12 protein-coding genes and 17 pseudogenes are annotated in these 21,389 nt (G+C 71.4%); 12 read left to right on the forward strand and 17 right to left on the reverse strand.

The annotated features are described in order from the left end of the window. The 5 genes and pseudogenes from FF86_RS59610 to FF86_RS59630 all read right to left on the reverse strand — a co-directional run. Positions 1–531, reverse strand: a 531-nt coding sequence (locus tag FF86_RS59610) for a tetratricopeptide repeat protein (RefSeq protein ID WP_242419774.1), incomplete at both ends; no start/stop codon positions are given. 568 nt (positions 532–1,099) lie between these two features. Continuing rightward, positions 1,100–1,328 (reverse strand): annotated as a pseudogene (locus FF86_RS59615) (hypothetical protein); the annotation flags it as partial. Position 1,329: 1 nt separating this feature from the next. Beyond that, positions 1,330–1,791: pseudogene (locus FF86_RS59620) on the reverse strand (AAA family ATPase); the annotation flags it as partial. 39 nt (positions 1,792–1,830) lie between these two features. Then, a pseudogene (locus tag FF86_RS59625) lies at positions 1,831–2,072 on the reverse strand (hypothetical protein); the annotation flags it as partial. 1 nt (position 2,073) lies between these two features. Continuing rightward, a pseudogene (locus FF86_RS59630) lies at positions 2,074–2,841 on the reverse strand (CHAT domain-containing protein); the annotation flags it as partial. Positions 2,842–3,838: 997 nt separating this feature from the next. Between FF86_RS59630 and FF86_RS28260 the strand changes: the two are divergent. Further along, positions 3,839–4,480 carry an NAD(P)-dependent oxidoreductase gene (locus FF86_RS28260; RefSeq protein ID WP_044888152.1) on the forward strand — a complete coding sequence of 214 codons (642 nt, stop codon included), beginning with the start codon at positions 3,839–3,841 and terminating at the stop codon, positions 4,478–4,480. Between the two features lie 256 nt (positions 4,481–4,736). On the opposite strand, the pseudogene FF86_RS59635 reads toward FF86_RS28260, so the two are convergent. The 3 pseudogenes from FF86_RS59635 to FF86_RS59645 form a co-directional block, all read right to left on the reverse strand. After that, positions 4,737–5,080, reverse strand: a pseudogene (locus tag FF86_RS59635) (aspartate aminotransferase family protein); the annotation flags it as partial. 1 nt (position 5,081) lies between these two features. After that, a pseudogene (locus FF86_RS59640) lies at positions 5,082–5,913 on the reverse strand (pyridoxal phosphate-dependent decarboxylase family protein); the annotation flags it as partial. A 1-nt stretch (position 5,914) separates the two neighbouring features. Then, positions 5,915–6,158, reverse strand: a pseudogene (locus tag FF86_RS59645) (aspartate aminotransferase family protein); the annotation flags it as partial. Positions 6,159–7,165: 1,007 nt separating this feature from the next. Between FF86_RS59645 and FF86_RS59650 the strand changes: the two are divergent. The 7 genes and pseudogenes from FF86_RS59650 to FF86_RS28275 all read left to right on the forward strand — a co-directional run. After that, positions 7,166–7,333, forward strand: a 168-nt coding sequence (locus FF86_RS59650) for a TIR domain-containing protein (RefSeq protein ID WP_242419778.1), incomplete at its 3' end; no start/stop codon positions are given. Position 7,334: 1 nt separating this feature from the next. Next, positions 7,335–8,179, forward strand: a pseudogene (locus FF86_RS59655) (toll/interleukin-1 receptor domain-containing protein); the annotation flags it as partial. A gap of 21 nt (positions 8,180–8,200) precedes the next feature. Further along, positions 8,201–8,293, forward strand: a 93-nt coding sequence (locus FF86_RS69060) for a hypothetical protein (protein WP_396230151.1), incomplete at its 3' end; no start/stop codon positions are given. A gap of 1 nt (position 8,294) precedes the next feature. Then, a pseudogene (locus FF86_RS69065) lies at positions 8,295–8,667 on the forward strand (hypothetical protein); the annotation flags it as partial. Position 8,668: 1 nt separating this feature from the next. Continuing rightward, a pseudogene (locus FF86_RS69070) lies at positions 8,669–9,292 on the forward strand (hypothetical protein); the annotation flags it as partial. Positions 9,293–9,442: 150 nt separating this feature from the next. Further along, complete coding sequence (locus tag FF86_RS59665; RefSeq protein WP_242419780.1) at positions 9,443–10,171, forward strand: WD40 repeat domain-containing protein; 729 nt, start codon at positions 9,443–9,445, stop codon at positions 10,169–10,171. 188 nt (positions 10,172–10,359) lie between these two features. Then, positions 10,360–10,988: pseudogene (locus tag FF86_RS28275) on the forward strand (GNAT family N-acetyltransferase); the annotation flags it as partial. 1,031 nt (positions 10,989–12,019) lie between these two features. Here FF86_RS28275 and FF86_RS59670 read toward each other — a convergent pair. From FF86_RS59670 to FF86_RS28305, 8 genes and pseudogenes are all read right to left on the reverse strand, one after another. Continuing rightward, a pseudogene (locus FF86_RS59670) lies at positions 12,020–12,548 on the reverse strand (helix-turn-helix domain-containing protein); the annotation flags it as partial. Positions 12,549–12,971: 423 nt separating this feature from the next. Continuing rightward, the coding region (locus FF86_RS28285) for a serine hydrolase (RefSeq protein ID WP_242419775.1) at positions 12,972–13,861 on the reverse strand (890 nt) is incomplete at its 5' end. Between the two features lies 1 nt (position 13,862). Next, positions 13,863–14,141, reverse strand: a pseudogene (locus tag FF86_RS59675) (serine hydrolase); the annotation flags it as partial. Between the two features lie 95 nt (positions 14,142–14,236). Then, positions 14,237–14,580: FCD domain-containing protein (locus tag FF86_RS59680; RefSeq protein WP_242419776.1), on the reverse strand; the 344-nt coding region annotated here is incomplete at its 5' end. Between the two features lies 1 nt (position 14,581). Then, positions 14,582–15,037: pseudogene (locus tag FF86_RS59685) on the reverse strand (FadR/GntR family transcriptional regulator); the annotation flags it as partial. 927 nt (positions 15,038–15,964) lie between these two features. Next, the coding region (locus FF86_RS59690) for an amidohydrolase family protein (protein ID WP_242419777.1) at positions 15,965–16,579 on the reverse strand (615 nt) is incomplete at its 5' end. 1 nt (position 16,580) lies between these two features. Further along, positions 16,581–17,161 (reverse strand): annotated as a pseudogene (locus FF86_RS69075) (amidohydrolase); the annotation flags it as partial. Between the two features lie 37 nt (positions 17,162–17,198). After that, positions 17,199–17,657: a nuclear transport factor 2 family protein gene (locus FF86_RS28305; RefSeq protein WP_044888159.1), complete on the reverse strand. Its 459-nt coding sequence runs from the start codon at positions 17,655–17,657 to the stop codon at positions 17,199–17,201. A gap of 394 nt (positions 17,658–18,051) precedes the next feature. Between FF86_RS28305 and FF86_RS34430 the strand changes: the two genes are divergently transcribed. The 4 genes and pseudogenes from FF86_RS34430 to FF86_RS28315 all read left to right on the forward strand — a co-directional run. Continuing rightward, on the forward strand, positions 18,052–18,222 hold the full coding sequence (locus FF86_RS34430) for a hypothetical protein (protein WP_157867010.1): 171 nt from the start codon (positions 18,052–18,054) through the stop codon (positions 18,220–18,222). A 23-nt stretch (positions 18,223–18,245) separates the two neighbouring features. Continuing rightward, positions 18,246–19,284 (forward strand): annotated as a pseudogene (locus tag FF86_RS59695) (alpha-amylase family glycosyl hydrolase); the annotation flags it as partial. A gap of 155 nt (positions 19,285–19,439) precedes the next feature. Beyond that, the gene (locus tag FF86_RS69080) at positions 19,440–19,907 is read left to right on the forward strand and encodes a hypothetical protein (RefSeq protein ID WP_396230152.1); all 468 of its coding nucleotides are present in this window, start codon (positions 19,440–19,442) and stop codon (positions 19,905–19,907) included. 383 nt (positions 19,908–20,290) lie between these two features. Continuing rightward, positions 20,291–21,147 (forward strand): alpha/beta fold hydrolase (locus tag FF86_RS28315; RefSeq protein WP_396230153.1); only part of this gene is annotated, 857 nt, incomplete at its 3' end. Positions 21,148–21,245: 98 nt separating this feature from the next. Here FF86_RS28315 and FF86_RS59700 read toward each other — a convergent pair. Further along, positions 21,246–21,389 (reverse strand): annotated as a pseudogene (locus tag FF86_RS59700) (IS630 family transposase); the annotation flags it as partial.

Consider the following 21,389-nt stretch of genomic DNA (forward strand, 5'->3'; position numbering starts at 1 on the left):
GAGGTCGAGGGCACGGTGGTAGTGGGCTTCAGCGTCCGCGAACCGCCGCTGTTCCTGCGCAACGATGCCGAGATTGTGGTAGGTGAGCGCGGCGCTGTGCTCGTCCCCGAGTCTCAGTTTGAGGTCGAGGGCACGGCGGTAGTGGGCTTCGGCGTCCTCGAACCGCTGCCGCTCCAGCGCAACAACGCCGAGCTGGTGATAGGTCAGCGCGGCCCCGTGCTCATCCCCGAACTTCAGAAAGAGGTCGAGGGCGCGGCGACAATGAGCCTCGGCATCTTCGAACCGCCGCCGCTCCTGCGCAATAATACCGAGACTTTGGTAGGTGCTCGCGGCGCCGCGCTCATTCCCGAGCTTCAGTTTGAGGTCGAGGGCACGGCGGTAGTGGGCCTCGGCGTCCTCGAACCGCCGCTGCTCCTGGGCAACCACGCCGGCGAGGTGATGGAGCTGGGCGAGTTCGTTCTGTCCGGCGGTGGTGTCGGGAGTGGGATAGGCGTCGATGGTGCGGGTGAGTAGCTGCCAGCGTGGGTGGTGNTGGCGGGCCTGGTCGAGATATTCCTCCAAGGGTCCGAGGACCGGGAGAACAGGTTGCGCGGTGGTCAGGGCGTGGGTGACACCAGCCTGCAGGTTCGCGTAAACAGTGGCGGTCAGAACCCGTCCGAGGGTGCGCTCCTCGGCTGTGTTGGACGTCAACAGCCGGTGTGCCATGGCGCCGAGCTCGCAGTGGTACCGGTAATGCGCGTCGGCAGCGGCAGCGGCGAGATCGGCGCGGTCGCGGATACGGCTGCGCAGGAAGTACGGCAGGACCGGTTGGAGCTGCACCGTGTTACTCAACTGCGGGTGAGGGGTGGCGAGACCGACCCGAACGGCATGATCTACCGCGGCTGCCAGGTCCACCGCGCCGAGGGCTGCGACCGCGGGATGGCCGGCGAGGATCTCCTGGTAGCGANCCAGCCACGGACCGGTGGGGGCGGTGGCGACGAACGGGGCGAGCAGGAGCAGGGATTGTTGGAGTGCCGGGTCGAGTTTGCCGTGGCTGGTCTCGATGGCCAGCCGGGCCAGGCCGACCGGGCCGGCCTCCTGGCCGCCGGTGTCGAGATCNGCCAGGACCGCGGTCGGGGTGGTCTCCGCCAGGGCGGGCAGGACGATGGTCAGGGGGAGCGGGTAGCCGCCGAGCAGGTCGATGAGCCGGTCCAGCGCGTCCCGCTGGTCGGCGTCGTCCTGGTAGTGGGTGGCGCCGTGGCGGGTCAGGATCCGGTCGACCAGGTCGCGGGCGGCCTGGGGGTCCAGGCCGGGCAGCTCGTAGACGTTGTCGGTGAACGTGCCGGGGGNCAGCCAGCCCTCCGACTCCCGTGAGCCGACCAGGACCAGCGTCCGACCACCCTGCAGCCGGCCCAGCAGGGTGCGCAGGCGCTGCTGCTCCGTGGCCGGGAGGGCGTGCGGGATCGACGCCGGGCTCGCCGTGATCGATTCGGCATTGTCGACCACGAGCAGGTGCCGCCGCGACCGCATCAGCCCGGCGACCCGCTCCAACTGGGCGTCCTCGGACAGCACCTCCAGCCTCGCCTGGTCGACCCGGCCCAGGAGCTGTTTCCCGATCTCCCGCACCATCTGGGCCGCGGTCCAGGCCTGGTCCTCGTAGCTGAACCGGAAGACGTGGTCGACGAGACCGGTGCGCTGCCACCACCAGCCGAGGTGCGCCAGCAGGGTCGATTTCCCCGCCCCCGCCATCCCCTGCACCAGCAGCGCGTTGCGGCCGCCGTCGAGCAGGAGCCGCCGTTCGATGGTCTGCACGTCCAGGTCCCGGCCGACGAACCCGTACTCGGTCGCCGNTTCGTCGGCCACGGTGACCTGGCGGGCGTAGAAGCTCTGGGCCTCCTGCTCGGTCATCTCCCGCAGCCGCAGATCCACCGGACGCTGCCGGTACAACACCGGCAACATCCAGTCCTCCAACTCCAGTTCCTCGTTGAAGTAGGCGTGCCGGGCGGGGACGTCGAACAGTCGCCGCCGCGCCGTGTGGACCGCGTCGACCGGATCGGCCTGGGCCGCCAGCCGGCTGTACAGCGCCGGGATGGNCTGCGCCGCCGCGGACACCGTCACGGAATACGCCATCCCGACCGTCAGCGGCACCCCGGCCTGCACCAGCCGGAACGCGAGGCTCGCCTCGTCGCCGTTCTGCATCGCCGACTGGCAGGCCGACAGCACCGCGACCGGCACCCGGTGCTCCGCCAGCAGCGCCGCCACCTCGCCGGCGGGAACGGGCTCGGCCTTCCCATCCTGCGCGGTCTCGAAGAACAGGAAGCCCTGTTCGCCGTCGAACGCCTCGAGCCAGCGACGCAGGAAGAACCGGCCCGACTCCCGTCCTGCCGCCAACGTGTCATGCGCGGTGAACAGTCCGTGCACGTCGAAATGCACGACGTGATACCAGCCCCCGCCGTGCTCCGCCCGGGTTCCGTCAAGATGGTCGCGCAGCGCGTCCCACGTTCCCGGTCGGACCAGATCCACCGTCACGGGCACCGCCGCCTGCCGCAGCGCGTCCAACAACGGCCGAGACAGGGTCCGGAACCCCACATCCGACGGACCGTCCGGCCTGGCCGTCACCACCAGAATGTTCAAGGTGGCCCGACCCGACCCGGCCTCGAACCGGCCGGACAGCGGCTCCACCCGCCGGGTCACCGGCAGCCGCACCGCCAGCGGTGACGGCAGTTCCGGATCCCGCAGCGTCTCCCAGTGCAACCGCTGAAAAGCCGCGGACCCGGCGACCTCCACCCGGCAGCCGTCAAAGCCCCGCTCCCGCATCCGCTGGTACTCATACCGCGCCGAGCCGGCGAAGAGCTGCTCGAANAGGNCCCTGCCGTACTCGCCGATCCGTTCCTTCGCGGCCCGTTCGATGTCCTTGTCCAGGAACGGATAGCGCAGATGCTCCTCGAAATACCAGGAGAACAGCCCTTCGTCCTGAGCGTCCGCGGGATCGCGGATCTCGACGTCGTATTCCACGCCGTCGTCGAAGGCCAGCCGAACCGCGAACGTTCCGTCCGAACGCCGTTCCCGCTCCCGGACGATCACCGTGCCCACGGCCGGACTCCGCGGATCAGACGGTACGACGCGGACGGACAACCACGACCCNGTTCCCCTGGTCGTCGGTCGTCTCCACCACCTCGAACTCCGCATCCTGCGCCGCCGGCCCGCGGGCCCGGGCCACCCACGATCGGACCAGCTCGAACAGCGCGCTGCTGGCCAGGTTCACCGCGACCGGCAGCACCAGGACCTCCAGCACGCCCGGCAGCATCACCCGCCCCCGGACGGCCTCCACGGCCACCGCACCATCCGCAACCACCGCACCGTCCACGACCGGAGGAGCCGGCGTCCACGCCTTCACCAGATCCGACGGGCTCACGCCGACGCTCGGATCCACCACCAGCAACACCCGCGCCATCAACGCCCCCCGTCCTCTGGCACGACATCGACCCTTACCAGCCGACACCGCGGATCTTACCCACCNCACCCGATCAGCCACACCCAACGCCGCCGAAACCGGCGCGACGCCCTGAGTGCAATGCGGGTTCATGTCCCGGAGGCGTCGTCCCGCTCCATCGCGGCGCCCGGAACGCGCGGCGAGCGGCGAGCGGCGAGCGGCGCGTTCCGTTTTCGCCCACCCGACTTGGGCGACCCCGGACCGCGCCGGTCGACGTCAACTTGCGGTGGACGCGGAGCGTGAAATAGTCAGCGCGGACAGTAATTCATTTACTGACCATGGCGCCGGCGCGATGGGGCGACGACGCCATTCAGCACACGCACGACTATCCATCAGTTGCACGACCGGCGAGTCGGAGGCAATGGCATGGCGAGGATCGTCATTTTTGGTGCCGGTGGTCAGATCGGGCGCCGCATCACCGACGAAGCAATTCGACGGGGACACGAGGTCACCGCGGTCGAGGTCGACGCGGCCCGCGTGAAGAAGCTTCCGCGCAAGGCCAACGCGGTCGAGGGCGACGCCACGTCGCGCGATTCCGTGCAGCGCCTGGCGCAGGAGGCGGACGCCATCGTCGTGGCGGTGGGTGGTGTCGACCGTCCGGTGCACGCGAACGCCGCGCGTACCCTCGTCGACGTCCTGCCCCGCATCGGCGACCAGGCTCCGGCCGTTCTGCACGTCTCCAGCGGCGGGACCCTGGAGGACGACAACGGCCAGCGGCTCGTGGACAGCCCGGACTTCCCCGCCGCCGAGCGCAAGGACGCGCTCGACCAGGTGGACGCGCTCGACGTGTACCGGGGCGCGCGCAACGTGCGCTGGGCAGCCATCGCCCCGCCGCCGCGCAACCTGGGCCAGGGGCAGCGTCGGGGCGCCTACCGCACCGGCAACGACCGGCCCGTGGTGGACGCTCAGGGCGAGATCGGCATCTCCTACGAGGACTTCGCGATCGCCGCCGTCGACGAGGTCGAGAAGCCGCGTAACCGCAACCGTCGTTTCACGGTGGGCAACTGACGTTCCCGCCTGAAGCGCAGCCCGGGCGAAGCCAGGGTTAATGCGTGGCACCGGCGGGCTCACCGCCGCCGACGCCGGACCGCCGACGATGCCGGGCGGTGAATGGCGACGGCTGCCCGCCGGTTGCCGCGCCTGGGCGGCGCGGGTCGAAAGGGACCCGCACCGCCCAACTATGTCCGGCGCGGGACCGTGCCACGGGAACCGCGCAGCACGAGCCGCGGTTGCCGGCACCGAAAACCGCCTATCGCGATCGCGGTCAGGCCATCGTGTCGAGAATAGCCTCGATGTCGGCCGGGGTGGTGCGCGGATTGACGACGGCAAAGCGGGCGACGGTCTCCCCGTCGTGCCGGGTGGGCGGCACGAAGGCGAATCCCGCACGGAGCAGGTTGTCGCTCCACCGGTGATAGTCGGCGTCCCGCCAGCCGAGCCGGCGGAACACCACCACGGAAAGCTCCGCCGGGCGGACGAGTTCCAGCTCGGGCCGCGCCGCGATCTGCGCCGCCGCCGCCCGCGTCGTGGCCAGCGTGGTCTCGATCGCCTCGGCGTAGGCGCGGGTGCCGTGCGCCGCCAGGGAGAACCACAACGGCAGCCCGCGGGCCCNCCGGGACAGCCCGATGGCGTAGTCGGACGGATTCCAGTTGGCGGCCGAGTCGAGCACGTCGAGATAGCCGGCCCGCTGCGGACCGTGCGCCGCCCGGGCCAGGGCGGGATCGCGGTAGATCAGCGCGCAGGCGTCGAACGGCGCGAACAGCCACTTGTGCGGATCGACGATGAACGAGTCGACGTCGGCGATCCCGTCGAACAGCGGCCGAGCCGAGGGCGCGGCGAGCGCCGCCAGGCCGTAGGCGCCGTCCGCGTGCACCCACAGGCCCCGGTCGCGGCAGACGTCGACCACGCCCCGCAGGTCGTCGACGATGCCGAACTGGGTCGTCCCCGCGGTCGCCACGACGGCGAAGACCCCGTCGTGCGCGGCGGCATCGCCCTGTCCGGCCGGGTCGCGCTGTTCGGCCGGGTCGCGCTGGCCGGCGAGGTCGTCGAGCGCGGCGGCGAGCAGCGGGCCGGTGAGCCTGCCCTCCTCCCCCGTCGGCACGGCCACGATGTCCGCGTCGAGCACCATCGCCGCCTGGTAGAGCGACGAATGGGCCTCCGCCCCGCAGACGAAGCGCCAGCGCGCCGGCATCGGCCGACCCTCGGCGGCCAGCCGCGCCCGGACGGCCTGGCGGGCGGCGACAAGCGCGGACAGGTTGCCGACCGTGCCACCGGGCACGAACACACCACCGGCCGTGTCGGGCAGACCGGCGAGGTCGGCCAGCCAACGCAGCGTCTCGTTCTCGGCGTGGACCGCGCCCGCACCCTCCATCCAGCTTCCGCCATAGATGGATGACGCGCCGACCACCACGTCGAACAGCACCGACAACCGGGTCGGGGCCGCGNGGATGAAGGCGAGGTTGCGCGGATGGTCCGCCGAGATGCAGGCGCGCGAGAGCACCTCGTCGAAGATCTCCAGGGCTCGGCGACCACCGATCCCGTCCGCCGTGATCGTCCGGCCGGCCCTGGCGGACAGTTCCGCCGGTGTCGCCGGACCGTCCAGGGGAACCGGATCGAAGCCGAGGCGGACCCCGGTGAAGTCGAAGATCGCCCGCAGGAGATCGGCTGTCTCGGCGTCAAACTGATGCACGTACGGACCGTCTCACAACACGTTGCTCGACAGGCGACCACCGAAGCGGCGATCCGATCACGACCGAACCCGGCACGACCGAACCCGGCGGGACCGATTGTCGTGCCTCATCGAGGCACGCGGTGGATTCCCGCCGATCGGCGCCGACGCGGCGCGGACCTATGCGTCCTGCTTGCCGCGCTGCCGGCGGAAGAGGAAGCCGCCACCCACGAGTGCAACCAGCAGAACAATCGCTCCGACACGCTTCACAACAAACCTCCACGATGAGGACTCACGTCAACACGACGGCAAAACCGGCAACATCCACGACGGCGGACCGTCGCAGGTGAGAAGCCTCGCCGATCAACCCGAACCGGACTGGTCGGCGCCTGCTCCTACCGTCGGAAACCGAGCATGCCATGAACGGCGCCCGGGTGTGCGGCCGGATCGCCGGATTAGCGGCCGCGTCCCCCGCGCGGGGCAGGGACAGGTGCCGTATGGCGGGGCAATCTTCGTACGAAGCGCCGCCGCGAAGGCGATTTCACGGCACGGCCGCACGGGGGTGGGCGTCGGGTGGCCCGCGCCATGCCCGAGTGCGGCGGCGTCGTGAGATCAGGTGACGGCCACCACGGCACGGCCGCCGGCTCACCGCACGCCGCATCCGGCGGCGCACGGAGCCACGGCGCACGGAGCGGCGGGGCACGGAGTGACGGGGCGAGGCGGCACGATCGACGAGATCCCGCCGCGGCCGTACCCGGGCGGTGGAGATGGCGGGCGGGCCGGCTCGGGGGCGCGGATAACCGGCTCCGGCGTCCGGTTATCCATTATTTCCCCGCGCTCCATCATCTGTTCATCCGCGCTTAAGCTGATACTCCGCCGGCGGCGGGTCCGATTGCGAGATTTTCCCCGCGACCGGTTGGCCACCGCCGGCCGCAAACCCGTATTTGTACCGGCCGCGCGGTACTCCGGAGCGGTAGTATCAACGCCCTACCGCGTTTGCACGGCAATGTGCGCGGCGATTACTGGGGATGAGAGTGGCGCGCGTCTTCGTCAGCCACGCCAGCTCGGACGCGGAGTTGGCCGACCGGATCTACCGCACGCTGGCCGATCTCGGCCATCGGGCATTCCTGGCCCGCGACCTCCGGACGGGAATCCGGCCGGGCGAGGTCTGGAAGGAGCGCCTGCACCAGGAGTTGNGGGCCGCGGACGCCGTCATCTGTGTCGTGACCGAGGCCTACAACGCCTCCCCCTGGTGTGCCTACGAAATCGGGATCGCCCACGAGGTCGGGAGCCTGCTGCTGCCGCTGCGGGCGCAGGCGGGGGTGGCCTCGCCGCTGCTCGACGACCGCCAGCACGTCGCCGTCGTCGACAACGGCGGGTGGATCGGCGATCTGGATGGCCCGCTGCGGCGGGTGGACGCCGCCGGGGGCCTGGGCTGGGCGTGGGACCGCTCGCCGTTCCCGGGGCTGCGGCCGTTCACCCGGGACATGGCCCGGGTCTTCTACGGGCGCGCCGACGAGCTTCGCCGGCTGACCCACCGGCTGCGCGCGCTGAGCGACCGGCGGCTGCTGCTCGTCGTCGGCGGGTCCGGGTGCGGGAAGTCGTCGCTGGTCACGGCGGGGTTGACGGCGCGGCTGGGGGCCGAGCCCGGCTGGGAGGTCGCCGATCCGTTCCTGCCCGGCCACGACCCGATCAACAAGCTGGCGCGGGCCCTCACGCAGACGGCGATCCGCATCGGGCTGCACTGGGATCCGGCCGAGGTCCACCAGCGGCTGGCCACCGACGACCGCGCCCTGGTCGGGCTCGCCGAGGAACTGCTGAGCGCGGGCTACGGCCAGCACCGGGACCGGCTCCTACTCGTCGTCGATCAGGGCGAGGAGCTGTTCACCCGTGCGGACGCCGCCGAGCGGGCCCGGTTCGCCGGGGTGCTCTCCCACGGGCTCGACGGTCCCATCCGGGTCGTCATCGCGGTCCGTTCGGAGTTCCAGGACCAGTTGTTCGCGCTGCCCGAGCTGCACGGCGCCCACCTGCACGCCTTTCCCNTGCGGCCGCTCGCGCGCGACATGCTCAGCGTCGTGATCACCGAGCCGGCCCGGGTCGCCGGGCTGTCGGTGGAGCCGGAGCTGGTCAGCCAGATGGTCGCCGATACCGACGGCNGCGAGGCGCTGCCGTTGCTGGCCTTCACCCTGCACGAGCTGGCCCGCAACCAGACCCGCGGCGGACGGCTGTCCGCGCAGCGCTACGAGGAGCTCGGTGGGGTGCGCGGGGCGCTGGCGCGCCGGGCGGACGCCGTGCTCGACGAGGCGGTGGCCGCCGCCCGCCTGCCCAGGGAGGAGATCCTCGCCGGCATGGCGGAGCTCGCCACCCTGGACGAGGGGGGCCGACGCACTCGGCGCCGCATAGAGGTGGCGGAGCTGCCGTCGGAGGCCATGCGCACCGCGTTCGGCGTCTTCGTGGAGCAGCGGTTGCTGTCGACGGCCAGCGACAGCCTCGGCGGCGCCGGCGTCGGCGTCGTCCACGAGGCGCTGCTNTCCGTCTGGCCACCGCTGGACGCGGCGATCCGCGAGCGGGAGGCCGCGCTGCTCAGCGAGGGGCAGGTCGAGCGGGCCGCCGCGGCCCGGGCACACGGCGGCCCGCTGTGGGACGTCGACCGGCTCACCGCCGCCACGACCATTCTGTGGGGGTCCTACGACCGTTTCCGGGCGGGCGGGCGGCCGGTCGTGAACCTCAACAACGCCGGACGGCGGTTTCTCGCCGAGTGCCACCGTCGCGTCGAGGCGGCGCGCCGCCGGGACCGCCGGCGCCGGCGCCGGACGATCGCGGTGCTGGCCGTCCTGCTCGTGGTGACGCTCGCCGGCGCCGCAACCGCCGGCTGGCAGGGCGTCTCCGCCCGGCAGGCGCAGCACGCCGCCGAACGCGCCCAGCGGGCGGTGATCGCCCAGGCCCTGCTGACCAGGGCGGACGACGTGAGCGCGACGGACCGGATCCGCGCGCTGCGGCTGTCGCTCGCCGCCTGGGCGGTGCATCCGGACGCCGCCAGCCAGGAACGCCTCCAGACCCTGGCCAGCAGCCGGACGACACTGGCCAACGGCAGCCCCGTCACCGCCGTGGCGTTCTCCCCCGACGGGCAACTGCTGGCCACCGGCGGCGCGGACNCATCGGTGCTGCTGTGGTCGGTCGCGGCCGGCCCGGATCAGCCTCGGCGCGTCGGGCCGCCGCTGACGGGCCTGCACAGCCTGGTGACCGCGGTGACGTTCTCGGCGAACGGACGGCTGCTGGTCGCGACCAGCTTCGACCGCACCCGGATGGCCTGGGACATCGGCGACTCGGCGCGGCCGCAGCCGGCCGGCCGGCCGGCCCCCGCCCTCGGACCGGTCGACACCTGCGTCGACCGATCCCCCGCCGCCCCCGTCGAGGCGGTCGGCGAGGAGCTCGGCGGAGTCAGTCTGTGGTCCGTCGGCGGCGGGACTGGCGACCGCCACCTCCTGGGCTGGCTGCCCGCCGGCCCCGGGGAGGCGCGGGCGGTCAGGTTCTCTCCCGACGGCGGCATCCTCGCCGTCGGCTCCGGGCGCGACGTGCGCCTGTGGGACGCCCGCACCGCCGCCCGGCTTCCCCCCGCCACCGCCGATGCCGCGGACCGCATCGGGCGCCCGGCCCTCGACGCCTGCGCGAGCGAGTTCGAGAAAACCAAGGTTCCCCCGGAGCAGGAAGGAGGGGAAGGCCGGGCCGGCGACGGATCGGACACCTCCGCTCGCGATGGCCGCGATCTGCCGGCGCCCAGCCTGCGCCCCATCGGACTGCCACTGACGGGACACACCCACGCGGTGTTCTCGCTCGCCTTCTCCCGGGACGGCAGCGTGCTGGCCTCGGGTGGCAACGACGGAATGCTCCGGCTGTGGCGGGTGTCCACCGTGAGCGCCTCCCGGCAACAGGTGGTCACCGCGGCGTGCACCGAGGCCGGGGGCGGCCTGGACGCCTCGTCCTGGCAGTTCTACCTGCCCGGTGTCCCCTACCACCCCACCTGCGCGCAATGACCCGCCGATTCGCGAGCCGTCGCGCCGGCGCCGAACCCGACCGGCCTCGGGACCGGGACCTCCCTCTTTCGACCACCCGCCAATACCAATCCAGCCCATACCGGACAAGGTCAGCGACAGGGCGCGGTGAATCGGTCGCACCGGGTGCTTCCCGACCGGTGTCTGTCAGCGGACCATCATTTACATGNCGTTGACATACGGACTGCCCACCCGATTCGAGATACCGACTGTCATCACCTCCCGGTTGATCCTGCGCGGCTGGCGGCCCGAGGATCTGCACCCGTACGCCGCGATGAACGCCGACCCGGAGACGATGCGTTATCTCGGCGGCCCGTTCGGGTTGGCCGGCACGGAACGTCTCGTCACCCACCTCATCGGCATGTGGACGATCCACGGTTACGGCATGTGGGCGGTCGAGGAACGGGGCAGCGGGGAGTTCCTCGGCCGGGCCGGGGCCTATTTCGCGGACGGTTGGCCGGGGATCGAGGTCGCCGTGTCCATCCGCCGGGACCACTGGGGTCAGGGGCTCGGTACGGAGGCGGTCCGGGCATCGCTGGAATTCGGCTTCGAACGGCTCACGGTGGACGAGCTGATCACCTCGACGCACCGGGACAACGCCGGCATGAACGCGATCGCCCACCGGCTCGGGATGACCTTCCGCGGGATCGCCGACGTCGGCCCGTGGCTGGCCAGCAACGTCTACACGATGACCCGCCAGGAGTGGTACGCCCGCACCGCGACCGCCGACCGGTCCTTATCCAGAGAGCGGCACAGCCCCGCCGCGCGCAGCTCGGACAGCGCCCGGTCGGTCGGCTAGCCGGCGAGCTCCAGCGGGACGCCGAGCTCACAACTCGATCGCCGCCCCTGGTCCCATCGGCCCCATCGACCCGATCGGCGTGAGGGTCGCGATCAGGTCCCGCAGCTCGCGGACGGCGGACTGGCCGCGATACCGCTCGGGCACGCGCCGTAACCCGTCGACGGCCCAGCGCAACACGAGCGGGCTGCGCCAATGGTCGGCGATTCCGGTCAGTTCCCGGATGATCTGCTCGCAGCCGGTGTCGACCTGCGCGCCGAGGATCAGCGCTCCGGCCTGGTTGATCCGGGTGAGCACCGGGTCGCGTGGCTCACCCGGCGGGAACAGGCGCACCGCACGATCGAAGTGCGGCAGGCTGCGGCGCCAGTCGCCGGCGGCGAGCAGCGCATCGGCTAGGTAGAGGTGGAGCTGCTGTTCGCTCATCGCGAGCACGCTGCTGCTGGTGGCCTCCGGGTCGAGTCGGTCGAACAGGTCCAGCGCCTGCCGGGCTCGCCGCAGGACGTCGGGCAGCTTTTTCTGCACGCCCAACGCCCGGGCCTGCATCGTGACGGCGATCAGCTTTCCGGCGCTCGGAGTGCGGCCGGCGAGCGCCTCCGCCCGCGCGGCGATCGTGAGCACGAGCTGGGCGGACGCGCCGTTCTCCAGCTCGGACTTGGCCCGTTNCGCCACCACCCAGGCGAGCAGCTCCGCGGCGCCGTGCTCGCTCGCGTTGCGGTACGCCGTCTCGAACCAGCCGCGCATCTCGGCCCGGTGCCCCAGGTCGGAGAACGACAGGGCGGTGATGCCGGCCAGCTTCGCGGCGACGCCGCGCAGCCTGCGCTGCTGGTAAAGCGGCTGGCGCCGGCCCACCAGCCGGCCGACCTCGGCCAGGTCGACGGACAGGTCACCGATCATCCCGATCACCGGCTCCACGCGGTACCGGAATCCCTGGTCACGCACCATCTCGTCGAGACGGTCGACCTGCTCGGCCGGTACCTCGACCCACAGCGACCGGTCCAGGGTGTCCCGAAGCTCCCCCGCACGCGCCAGCACGNCCGCCGCCGACCCGGCGGGATCGGAAAGCGGAACGGCGGACCACGGCGCTTCCGGACCGGTGGCTCCCACGGCCGGTGGCGGCGCGTCAGGCCCCGCGGCATGCCCGTACCGGACCTGAGCCGGCACGATCGAATCCGCCCAGAACGATCCGGCCGGGGCGGGGACGATGTCGTGGGCGGAGCCGTCCAATCCGAAACCGAGCCGATCCGGGCGCGTGCGCAGCACGGCGCACAGCGCGTCGAGATACCGGGGTGACGGCCGTTCACCGCGTTCCCATCTCGATATCCGCTGATGCCCGAGCGGCGGATCGCTGCGCCCTGCCTCGGTCTCGTGCTCGCGGATCCGCCGCACGAGTTCCTGCTGCGTCCAGCCGTAGGCCAGCCGGTATGCCCGCAACCGGCTCACCCCGCAATGACGATGAACGGCGTCGGCCGTCTCCGGCACGCCCACGCCTGCCTTCGCCAGCCGCGCCCGGATGTCCCGCCCGCACCTGGCCGGATGCTGTCTGGCCACGGCCACCCCCCGCATTTCCGCCGGACGCGCTCGCCGCACATCTCACGGACTGGGCAGATCATAGACCGACCGACGGCGACCCGGGAATCAGTCNGCCACCGATTGTGCGCCGCTCGCGCAAAAATCTGTGGCGCATCGGCCTGCACGCTCACAACCACGCAACGCACATTCCGCCAATCACCCCCGGTGATACCAATCGGAGGACCCGTAAAGGGACTGCCTATTCCCGCCGGAGGTGCCATGACCAGACCATTGTTCACAAGAATCGGGTGGACCCGGATCACGAGCGGCCAGCCGACCCGTGGAAGACGGGTGCACCGTCTTGTCCGGCTGCTGACTGTCCTGGTGCCGTTCCTCCCGCTCCCCGGCTCGGTGAGACTGGTTCTGGCCGCGCTGGAGGCCGCCGTCCTGCTGCACGAAGCGACCCGCCCGCCGGCGTCATCGGGTGGCGGCGACCGCCGTCCAGAACTCACCGAAGCCGTCCAGGGGGCCGGTCATCGCCCGCTGGGTGAGCAGGACGCCGACGGTGTCGCGGGTCGGGTCGACGTGGCCGGTGGTTCCCGTCCCGCCGTCCCAGCCCCAGCGCCCGGGGGCCATCCACGGCTCGGCGGACTCGACGTCCAGGCCGGTACCCAGGCCCCACGACCCGCCGGGACCGACGATCGGCCGGGCCTGGTCGCGCTGGGCGCCGGTCAGCGCGTCGGCGGTCATCCGCGCCACCGCGCCGGCCGGCAGCAGCGGGCCGCCGCCGTCCGCGAGCGCGCACAGGAACCGCAGGACATCGGGCGCGGTGGACACCAGCCCGGAGCTGAGCTCCTCGAAGGCGGGCGGGCGGGCGAACTCGCCGTCGGCGGCGTCCAGCACCTCAAGCCCGTCGGGCCCGGGCCGGTAGGCCGTCGCGAGCCGGCTCGGGTCCGGCTCCCAGAACCCGGTGGACGCCATGGCGAGCGGGCCGGTGATCCGCTCGGCGACCAGCTCGGACAGCGGGCGCCCGGCGCAGCGGGCGAGCAGCACGCCGAGCAGGTCGATGCCGGTGTCGTACAGCCAGCCCTCGCCCGGCTGGAACGCCAGCGGCAGCCCGGTGACCCTGGCGACGAACTCGTCGACGGACATCCGCGGCGTCAGCGGCCCAGGGAAGACCCCCCGGCGCAGCATCTCCGCCTGTAGCGGGGTCTGCGCCAGCACCGCGCCCCAGCCGCAGGTCAGGGTCAGCAGGTGCCGGACGGTGATCGGCCGGCACGCCTCGACGGTGCGGTCGAGCGGCGCGTCCGGGGCCACCAGCACCCGCGGGGCCGCCGCCTCCGGCAGCCAGCGGGCCACCGGATCGTNGAGGCCGAACAGCCCGTCGTGCTCGAGGCCGAGCGCGAGCACCCCCGAAGTCAGCTTGGTCAGCGAGGCGAGCCGGAAGCGCGTGTCCGCCGCCATCGGCGCGCTCGCCGACCCGAGCGCCATCCGCCCACCTGCACGCACCTCGACCCGCCCACCGATCCGCAGCGCGCCGACGTAGCCGGGGATCCGCCCGGACGCGACCTGCCCGTCCGGCACCCGCCAGACCCACTCGAAATCCGCGGCGGCTGGCGCCACCGCGCCGCTGTCCTGCCGTGTCATCGGTCCTCCCTCGCTCACGGGGAGGCTACGACCGGGGTCCGACACCTTCGCCCGCCGCGCCCCGACTCGGGTGCACCGGCGCGGGTCGCGGACGCTCAGTCGAACAGGTCGACAACCATCCTGGCCCGCGCGTCACGCAGCAGGATCCGGGCGGACACCTCCATGTGCTTGCGCCAGTACTCCTCCGCTCCGGGCGCGTCGCGCGCCTCGATGAGGGAGACGAGGCGGGTGTAGGCACGGATGGTCTTCCGGAACGCCTGGCGGGTCTGTGGCTCCTCGGAGGTACGCGAGATGGCCGCGGCGACATGGGTCGTGATGACCTCACGGAGGATTCCGGCCTCGATCGCCAGGGTCCGGTTACCCGCCCGTTCGACGACCAGGTCGTGGAAGACGTAGCCGGTCTCGAACCAGACGAAGGGGTCGGTGTGTTCCTCGGTGGNCGCGCGCAGATTCTCGATGCAGTCGCGGAGATCGGCGAGATCCTGATCGGTTCGTCGCAGGGCGAGCATCCGCGCGGCCGCGGGCTCAAGCACGGCCCGGGCCTCGTGCACGTCCTCGATGGTGGTCCCGCTCAGTTGCAGCAGCACGCCGACATGGCGCGCGGCGACCGACAGGTCGGGCACCGTCACCTCCGCGCCGCCGCGGTTGCCGCGCCGCACGATCAGCAGGGACTCCGCCTCGAGGATCCGGAACGCCTCACGCAGGGTCGGACGAGAAACGTCGAAGTGCGTCAGGAGCTCGTTTTCCGCCGGGAGCGTGTCACCGGCGCGCAGCTCACCGCTGACGATCTGGTGACGAAGATGCGCCGCAATGAGCTCCGACATCTTCGGGGCGCGATCCCGGTACACGGCACGGGCCGATGCCCCATAGCCTCGAGCGCTGGTTATAGCGGGCATCCCATCACCTAATCATCTTACGCTTAGATCCACATCGTCTAGATAATAGCGCGCCCAGCGGTCGCATCTCGCGGCCCAGGGCCGAATCTCGCGAGCCAGGGCGGCCAGGAGGCCCTTGCTACCCTTGACCTGAGCGCCTCCGGCCAGGTCAGGCCAGGGCAGGGCAGGGCAGGCGGCAGCGTGCGTACGGCTCGACGGCGAAGGCGGCGCAGCGATGACGGAGAGCCACGCTCGACGGGCGGCCATGGAGGCGGCGCTCGCGGAGTTCATGAAAAGCAACCGCATCGCCACCATCGGCGAACTCGGCGTCGCGGCTCTTCTCCGCACCGATGCGATCGCTNCTGTGGAACGGGCGCAGGCCCAGGCCGAGGAGGCGGTGCAGGCCGCGGTCCGGCAGGGACACGATCTCGTCGAGGCCGCTCGAGAGAGCGCCCACCAGGCCGCGCTCGCGTACGAGGCTCAGTATCAGGCCGCGCTCGACGTCGGCTGGAACACCGACGAGCTCGAGCGCATGGGATATCTGCCCGATGCGGACATCACCTCCGAGCCGCCCGCGGCGGGTGCGGGCACGCAGGCAGACCCGGTCGATTCGGCCGGCGGGCGGGCGCCCGCGGAGCGGCGTTCGACGGTGCAGCGGCGTCCGGCGGTCGCGCGCCGAGCCACCACCTCCCCGGCCAACGCCACGCGGCGCCAGCCGGCGCCCGACGGCCCGCCGCGCGTGAGTTTGTCCGGCCTGCCGGGGCTCCGCCCGCAGTGGCCACCGATCAGCCCACGGCGTGACGGAACCTACGNGCCGGCCAATCCCCCTGACGTACCCGATACCTCCGATGTTCCGGAATCGCCCTCGCCGTAAGTCGGCGCTCTTTCCCGGCACACCCCCGATGCCGACCGGCAGGGGCTGGGGTGGATGGCGGCCGTCCCGCCCGTTCAGGGCAGCGTGATCAGGCTACGGAAGTTGTCGGACATCAGCTTCTTCTTGTCCACCGAACTCAGCTCGGCGATGTCCGCGATGAAGTCCGTGGGCCGAGCGAAACCCTCGGGATGCGGCCAGTCCGAACCGAACAGGACGCGATCCACGCGCATGTGATCCAGGAGAACGGTCAGGTTGTCCTCCTGGAACGGCGCGACATAGACGTGCTCGTGGAACGTCTCCACCGGGTCTGCACCGAAGGCGTACGGAATCTTGCGGTAGGACTGGCGGAGCCGCCGAAGCAGTTCGGGCACCCAGCCGGAGCCCAGCTCGATGGAGGCGAAGCGCAGGCGCGGATGCCGGTCGAACAGGCCGTGGCAGATCGCGGCGGCGATCGTCTCGGTGATGGGGCGCTCAATGTGCACCGACAGGACCTCGGCCAGCGCCGAGGTGCTTTCGCTGGCGAACTGGACGCGCTCGCCCCAGGCCCGCACGTGTCCGGCGTACCCCGAGTCGGCCGCGTGGAAGGCGACCGCCACGTCCGCGTCCTCACACATCGACCAGAAGCGGTCGTGCACCGGATCCGCGGGCGACCGGTTTCCGTACGGACCCACGACCGGGGCAGGACGGAGNACGATCGCCCTGGTCCCGCGTTCGATCACCCAGCGAAGCTCCTCCTCGGCGAGATGGGGGTCCATGAGGCTCAGGACCGGCGGAGCGATGATCACTTTGTCGCGGGCGAAGCCCCACTCCTCGTCGATCCACGAGTTGAGCGCGTGGAGGACGGCGAACAGCGCCGGGGGGTTGTCGGTGAGCAGTTCCTCGAGACCAAGCGCGAGCGTCGGCAGCAGAAATGCACCCGCCACCCCCTGGTCCGCCATGACGACGGCACGCTCGGCTCGACGAGTGTACTCGGGACGGATCGGTTCCATCCGCCCCATCATCTTCTTGAAGCTCTGGCCCTCGGTGTTCTCGCCGCGGAAGTAGGCCGCGAGTGCGCCGGGCTTTCCCACCGGGTCGAAGGTGGGATTGGAGATCATCCTGAAGACTTTGTCGCCGACTAACAACTGGGTGCGGCCGTTATTCTTGTCCGTGACCCAGCGAAACGCATATGAATACCTCGGATCCAGGTGCCGAGTGAAGCTGTCGGCAACTTCGTAGTAATGCTGGTCGGCATCATAGACCGAGAAGTCGATCGGCGTGGCGGCGGTCATTCTCTCACTCCGTTTCCCGGGTTTTCGGTGGGTGCGCTCATGAACGGGCCCCGGCCGGGGCCAGACCGAGGAGGGCTACCACGGGCGAGTCCGGCACGCAGCCTTCGACGATGGCCTTGCGGCCGGCGAACAGCCAGGTGCCGGCGGACTCGACGATCTCGTCGCGGTAGGTCCCCCAGTGGTCCAGGCCGCGGGTCCCGACGAACTGGAAGCAGGCGTAGGTCGAGGCTCCACCGTCGGGACGGGGATCGACGTAGATCGAGCCGAGGTAGTGGCGGGCCGGCATGAGGTCGGCCGCGATGAAACTGTCCTTGGTGTCACGGAAGAACTCCAGGACGCCGGCCGGCCCGCGGTGCCGTCCGGTGTTGTTCTCAAACACGGCATCGGCGGTGAACAGCTGGGACAACTGCCGGATCTTGCCCGAGTCGGCGAGAAACTGGTACTTGGCCAGCAGGTCGGCGACCCCCACCCGCGTGCGAACCTCTTCGTTTGTCACAACGCTCCAGACGTGGCCGGTAGGGACATGGGAACCCCGTTCGCCGGGTCGGGCCGGTCGGGCCCCGACACGTCTTCCGCGGCCGGAGCATGCCCGTCGGCGCGGCGCTCGGAACGGTCTGGTGACCCAGGCAGACAGCCGCCCGCAGCGACGAACGATCGGCACGGCGACCGCTGACGTGGCCCGCCACGCTGGTGGCCGCCCACCCTCCTATCATCTAGATGATAGTGGCGGCGACAGCGTCCCGCAAGCACGACAGTGAGCGCCCCGCAGGCCACCCACTGACCCGGACCGGCGAACTGACGGCGCCTATCGTCTAGCTGATGGTCCTGCAGATCATCGATAAGACCGCACCAAAAGGGATAGTCCGCCGGGCGCGGGGCAACACCGCGAAATGACCTTCTACGGCATCCCATCGTCCCCCGAGCAGATCTCACCGAGCGGCCTGCTGGAGGCTGTCACAGCGGCGCGGCAGGCCGGATTTCCCTCGGCCAGGCCGCAGGACGAGTTCATCGACGCCTTCGCCGCCCGGGTGCTGCCCGCACCGCACCACGACGAAGGCTGAGGCGGGCGACGATGCGACTGAGNCGGACCGCCGACCTGTGGTGGAAGAACGCCGTCATCTACTGCCTGGACGTGGAGACCTTCGCCGACGGCAACGGCGACGGCTGCGGCGACTTCCGCGGTCTCACCCAACGGGTCGACTACCTGCACGAACTCGGGGTCACCTGCATCTGGCTGATGCCCTTCTACCCGTCGCCCGACCGGGACGACGGCTACGACATCACCGACTTCTACGGCGTCGACCCCCGGCTGGGCACCCACGGCGACCTGGTGGAGTTCCTCCTGGTGGCCCGCGACCGGGGCATCCGGGTCATCGCCGACCTGGTCGTCAACCACACCTCCGACCAGCACCCCTGGTTCGTCAGCGCCCGCAGCAGCCGGGATTCCCCGTACCGCAGCTACTACGTCTGGCGGGACGAACCCCCGGCCGACGGCCCGTCCGACGTCGTCTTCCCCGATCAGGAGGACAGCGTCTGGCAGTACGACGACGCCGCCGGTCAGTACTACCTGCACCGTTTCTACAAGCACCAGCCCGACCTGGACGTGGCGAACCCCGCGGTACGCGACGAGATCGCGCGGATCATGGGCTTCTGGATCGAGCTCGGCCTGTCCGGTTTCCGGGTGGACGCGGTGCCGTTCCTGCTGGAGACCGACGGCGCCCCCGACGCGGCGGAACTACCCGACCCGCACGAGTACCTGCGCGATCTGCGCGCCTTCATCTCCCGCCGCGACGGGGAGGTGATCCTGCTCGGCGAGGTCAACCTCCCCTACGACGACACCCGCCGGTTCTTCGGTGACGAGGACGGCGACGAGCTCACAATGTGCTTCGACTTCCCCGGCATGCAGCGGCTCTACCTGGCGCTGGCCCGCCACGACGCGACACCGCTGCTCGCGGCGCTGCGCGACCGTCCGCCCGCGCCGAAGGACGGCCACTGGGCGACGTTCGTCCGCAACCACGACGAGCTCACCCTGGACAAACTCGACGACGGCGAGCGCCAGGAGGTGTTCGCCGCCTTCGGCCCGCGCGAGGAGATGCAGCTCTACGGCCGAGGTCTGCGCCGACNCCTGCCCCCGATGCTCGACGGCGACCCCGCCCGCATCCGCATGGTCTACAGCCTGCTGTTCGCCCTGCCCGGCACGCCGACGCTCTTCTACGGCGAGGAGATCGGGATGGGCGAGAACCTCGACATCCCCGGCCGGGAGGCGGTCCGGGTCCCGATGCAGTGGTCCGACGGCCCGAACGGCGGCTTCTCGACCGTGGACCCGGACGCGGAGTCGGACCGCCTGCCCGCCCCCGTCGTGCAGGGCGAGTACGGCCCGGCCAAGGTCAACGTGGCGGCCCAGCGCCACGATCCCACCTCGCTGTTCTCCTGGGTGGCCGCGCTGGTCCGCCGCTACCGGCAGTGCCCCGAGCTGGCCTGGGGCGCCGGCTCGACCCTCGACCACGACACCGCGTCCGTGCTGGCGCACTGGACGGAGCACGAGGGACGGGCCGTCCTCACCCTGCACAACTTCGCGGCCTCGCCGACGAACGTCACGCTCACGCTGCCGGAGGTCGGCGCGGGCACCCGGTTCGTCGAGCTGCTCGGCGAGCAGGCCGGTGCCGTCCGGACCGTGGACGACGACGGGAGCCTGCGCCTGGACCTCGACGCCTACGCCGCCCACTGGCTGCGCACCGAAGGCTGAGCGCCACCCCGACCGGTTCGCGGCCGACCCACGGGTCGGGCGGCTTTCCTCTCCTACCGGCTATGACCCGTTAATCAACCCTTTGACGGGCATAACCTGCGTGAGCAGGTGGCGAGGAGATGGCGAGGGTGGGTCTGGTGGCTCAGAGCGAGCGAGGCGCGGCCGAGCCGCCCGGGAAACGGCGCCCACGACGCCCCCGAGCACGGCGTTCAGAACAGGCACAGCGCCCAAGGCGCCCACGGCGGGCGACGAAGTCCGCGGTGGCCGATGCGCACGCCACGCGGGAGACGACGGTGACCGCGTCCGACGGGGTGCGGCTGCACGTCACCGAGGTCGGGCCGCCGGGCGCCGCGCTGACGCTGGTCTTCGTTCACGGCTTCTGCATGACCGCGGACGCCTGGCACTTCCAGCGCCGAGACCTCGCCGACCTGGGCCGCACGGTCTGCTACGACCAGCGCGCGCACGGCCGGTCCGACCCGTCCGACGCCGAGCACTGCACCATCGCGCAGCTCGCCGACGACCTGCATCGGGTCCTCGACGACCGGGTGCCGACCGGCCCGGTCGTGCTCATCGGCCACTCGATGGGCGGGATGACCGTCCTCGGCCTGGCCGAGACGCACCCGGAGCTGTTTGGCGACCGGATCATCGCGGTGGCCCTGCTGTCCACGAGCGCGGGCGAGCTGACCCGCCTGGCGTTCGGACTGCCGGCCGCCGTCACCGCGGCGGCGCGCCGCGTCCTGCCCGGGGTTGCCGTCGGGATGCGGCACGCCCCGTCGCTGCTGGAGCGGATCCGCTGGCGGGGCAGCGGCGTGTCGCGGGCGCTGACCCGCCGGGTCGGCTTCGGCTCGACCCAGGTTCCGGAGCCGGTGGTCGATGCCCTGGAGGAGATGATCGCGAGCACCCCGATTCCCGTGGTGGGTGCCTTCCTGCCCACCCTGCTCGACCACGATCGGCTGGCCGCCGCCGCGGCGCTGCGCGACGTCCCCACCCTGCTGCTCGTCGGCGACGCCGACGTGATGACCCCCCTGGAGCACAGCCGCACGCTGGCCAAGGCCCTACCCAAGGCCGAACTCTGGGTCGAGAAGGGTGCCGGCCACGCCGTCATCCTGGAACGCCCCCACAAGGTCAGCGCCCGCATCCGCGAGCTGGTGGCCCGCGCTCGGCCCGCCCGGCGGACCTTCCCGCACCGCACGAAGCTGACACTGCGCATCCCCAAGGCCGCGCGAGCAGGCAAGCGCGCNTAGTAGACCGTCGCCACTAATGTTTGGGGTATAGGTGGCGGAGTTTGGTGCGGGCGTNGGCGGTGGTGAAGTGCCAGTGGACTTGGCGCTGGTCGGNGTTGACGGCTGTCTGCCAGGCGGCGAGTTCGGTGTTGAGCACGTCGAGGTCGTCGATGCGGCGGTCGAGGCATTGGCGGGTCAGTGCGGCCAGTTCGATCTCGGCGATGTTGAGCCAGGAGCCGTGTTTGGGGGTGTGGTGGAT

The sequence above is a fragment of the Frankia sp. CpI1-P genome (assembly GCF_001421075.1).
GTDB classification, from domain to species: domain Bacteria; phylum Actinomycetota; class Actinomycetes; order Frankiales; family Frankiaceae; genus Frankia; species Frankia torreyi.

Excerpts from the sequence above, each read along its gene's own strand:
- FF86_RS34430 (WP_157867010.1), top strand. The coding sequence starts at position 18,052 with ATGACCTTCTACGGCATCCCATCGTCCCCCGAGCAGATCTCACCGAGC.
- FF86_RS28260 (WP_044888152.1), top strand. The coding sequence starts at position 3,839 with ATGGCGAGGATCGTCATTTTTGGTGCCGGTGGTCAGATCGGGCGCCGC.
- FF86_RS69080 (WP_396230152.1), top strand. The coding sequence starts at position 19,440 with ATGCAGTGGTCCGACGGCCCGAACGGCGGCTTCTCGACCGTGGACCCG.
- FF86_RS59665 (WP_242419780.1), top strand. The coding sequence starts at position 9,443 with ATGGCCTGGGACATCGGCGACTCGGCGCGGCCGCAGCCGGCCGGCCGG.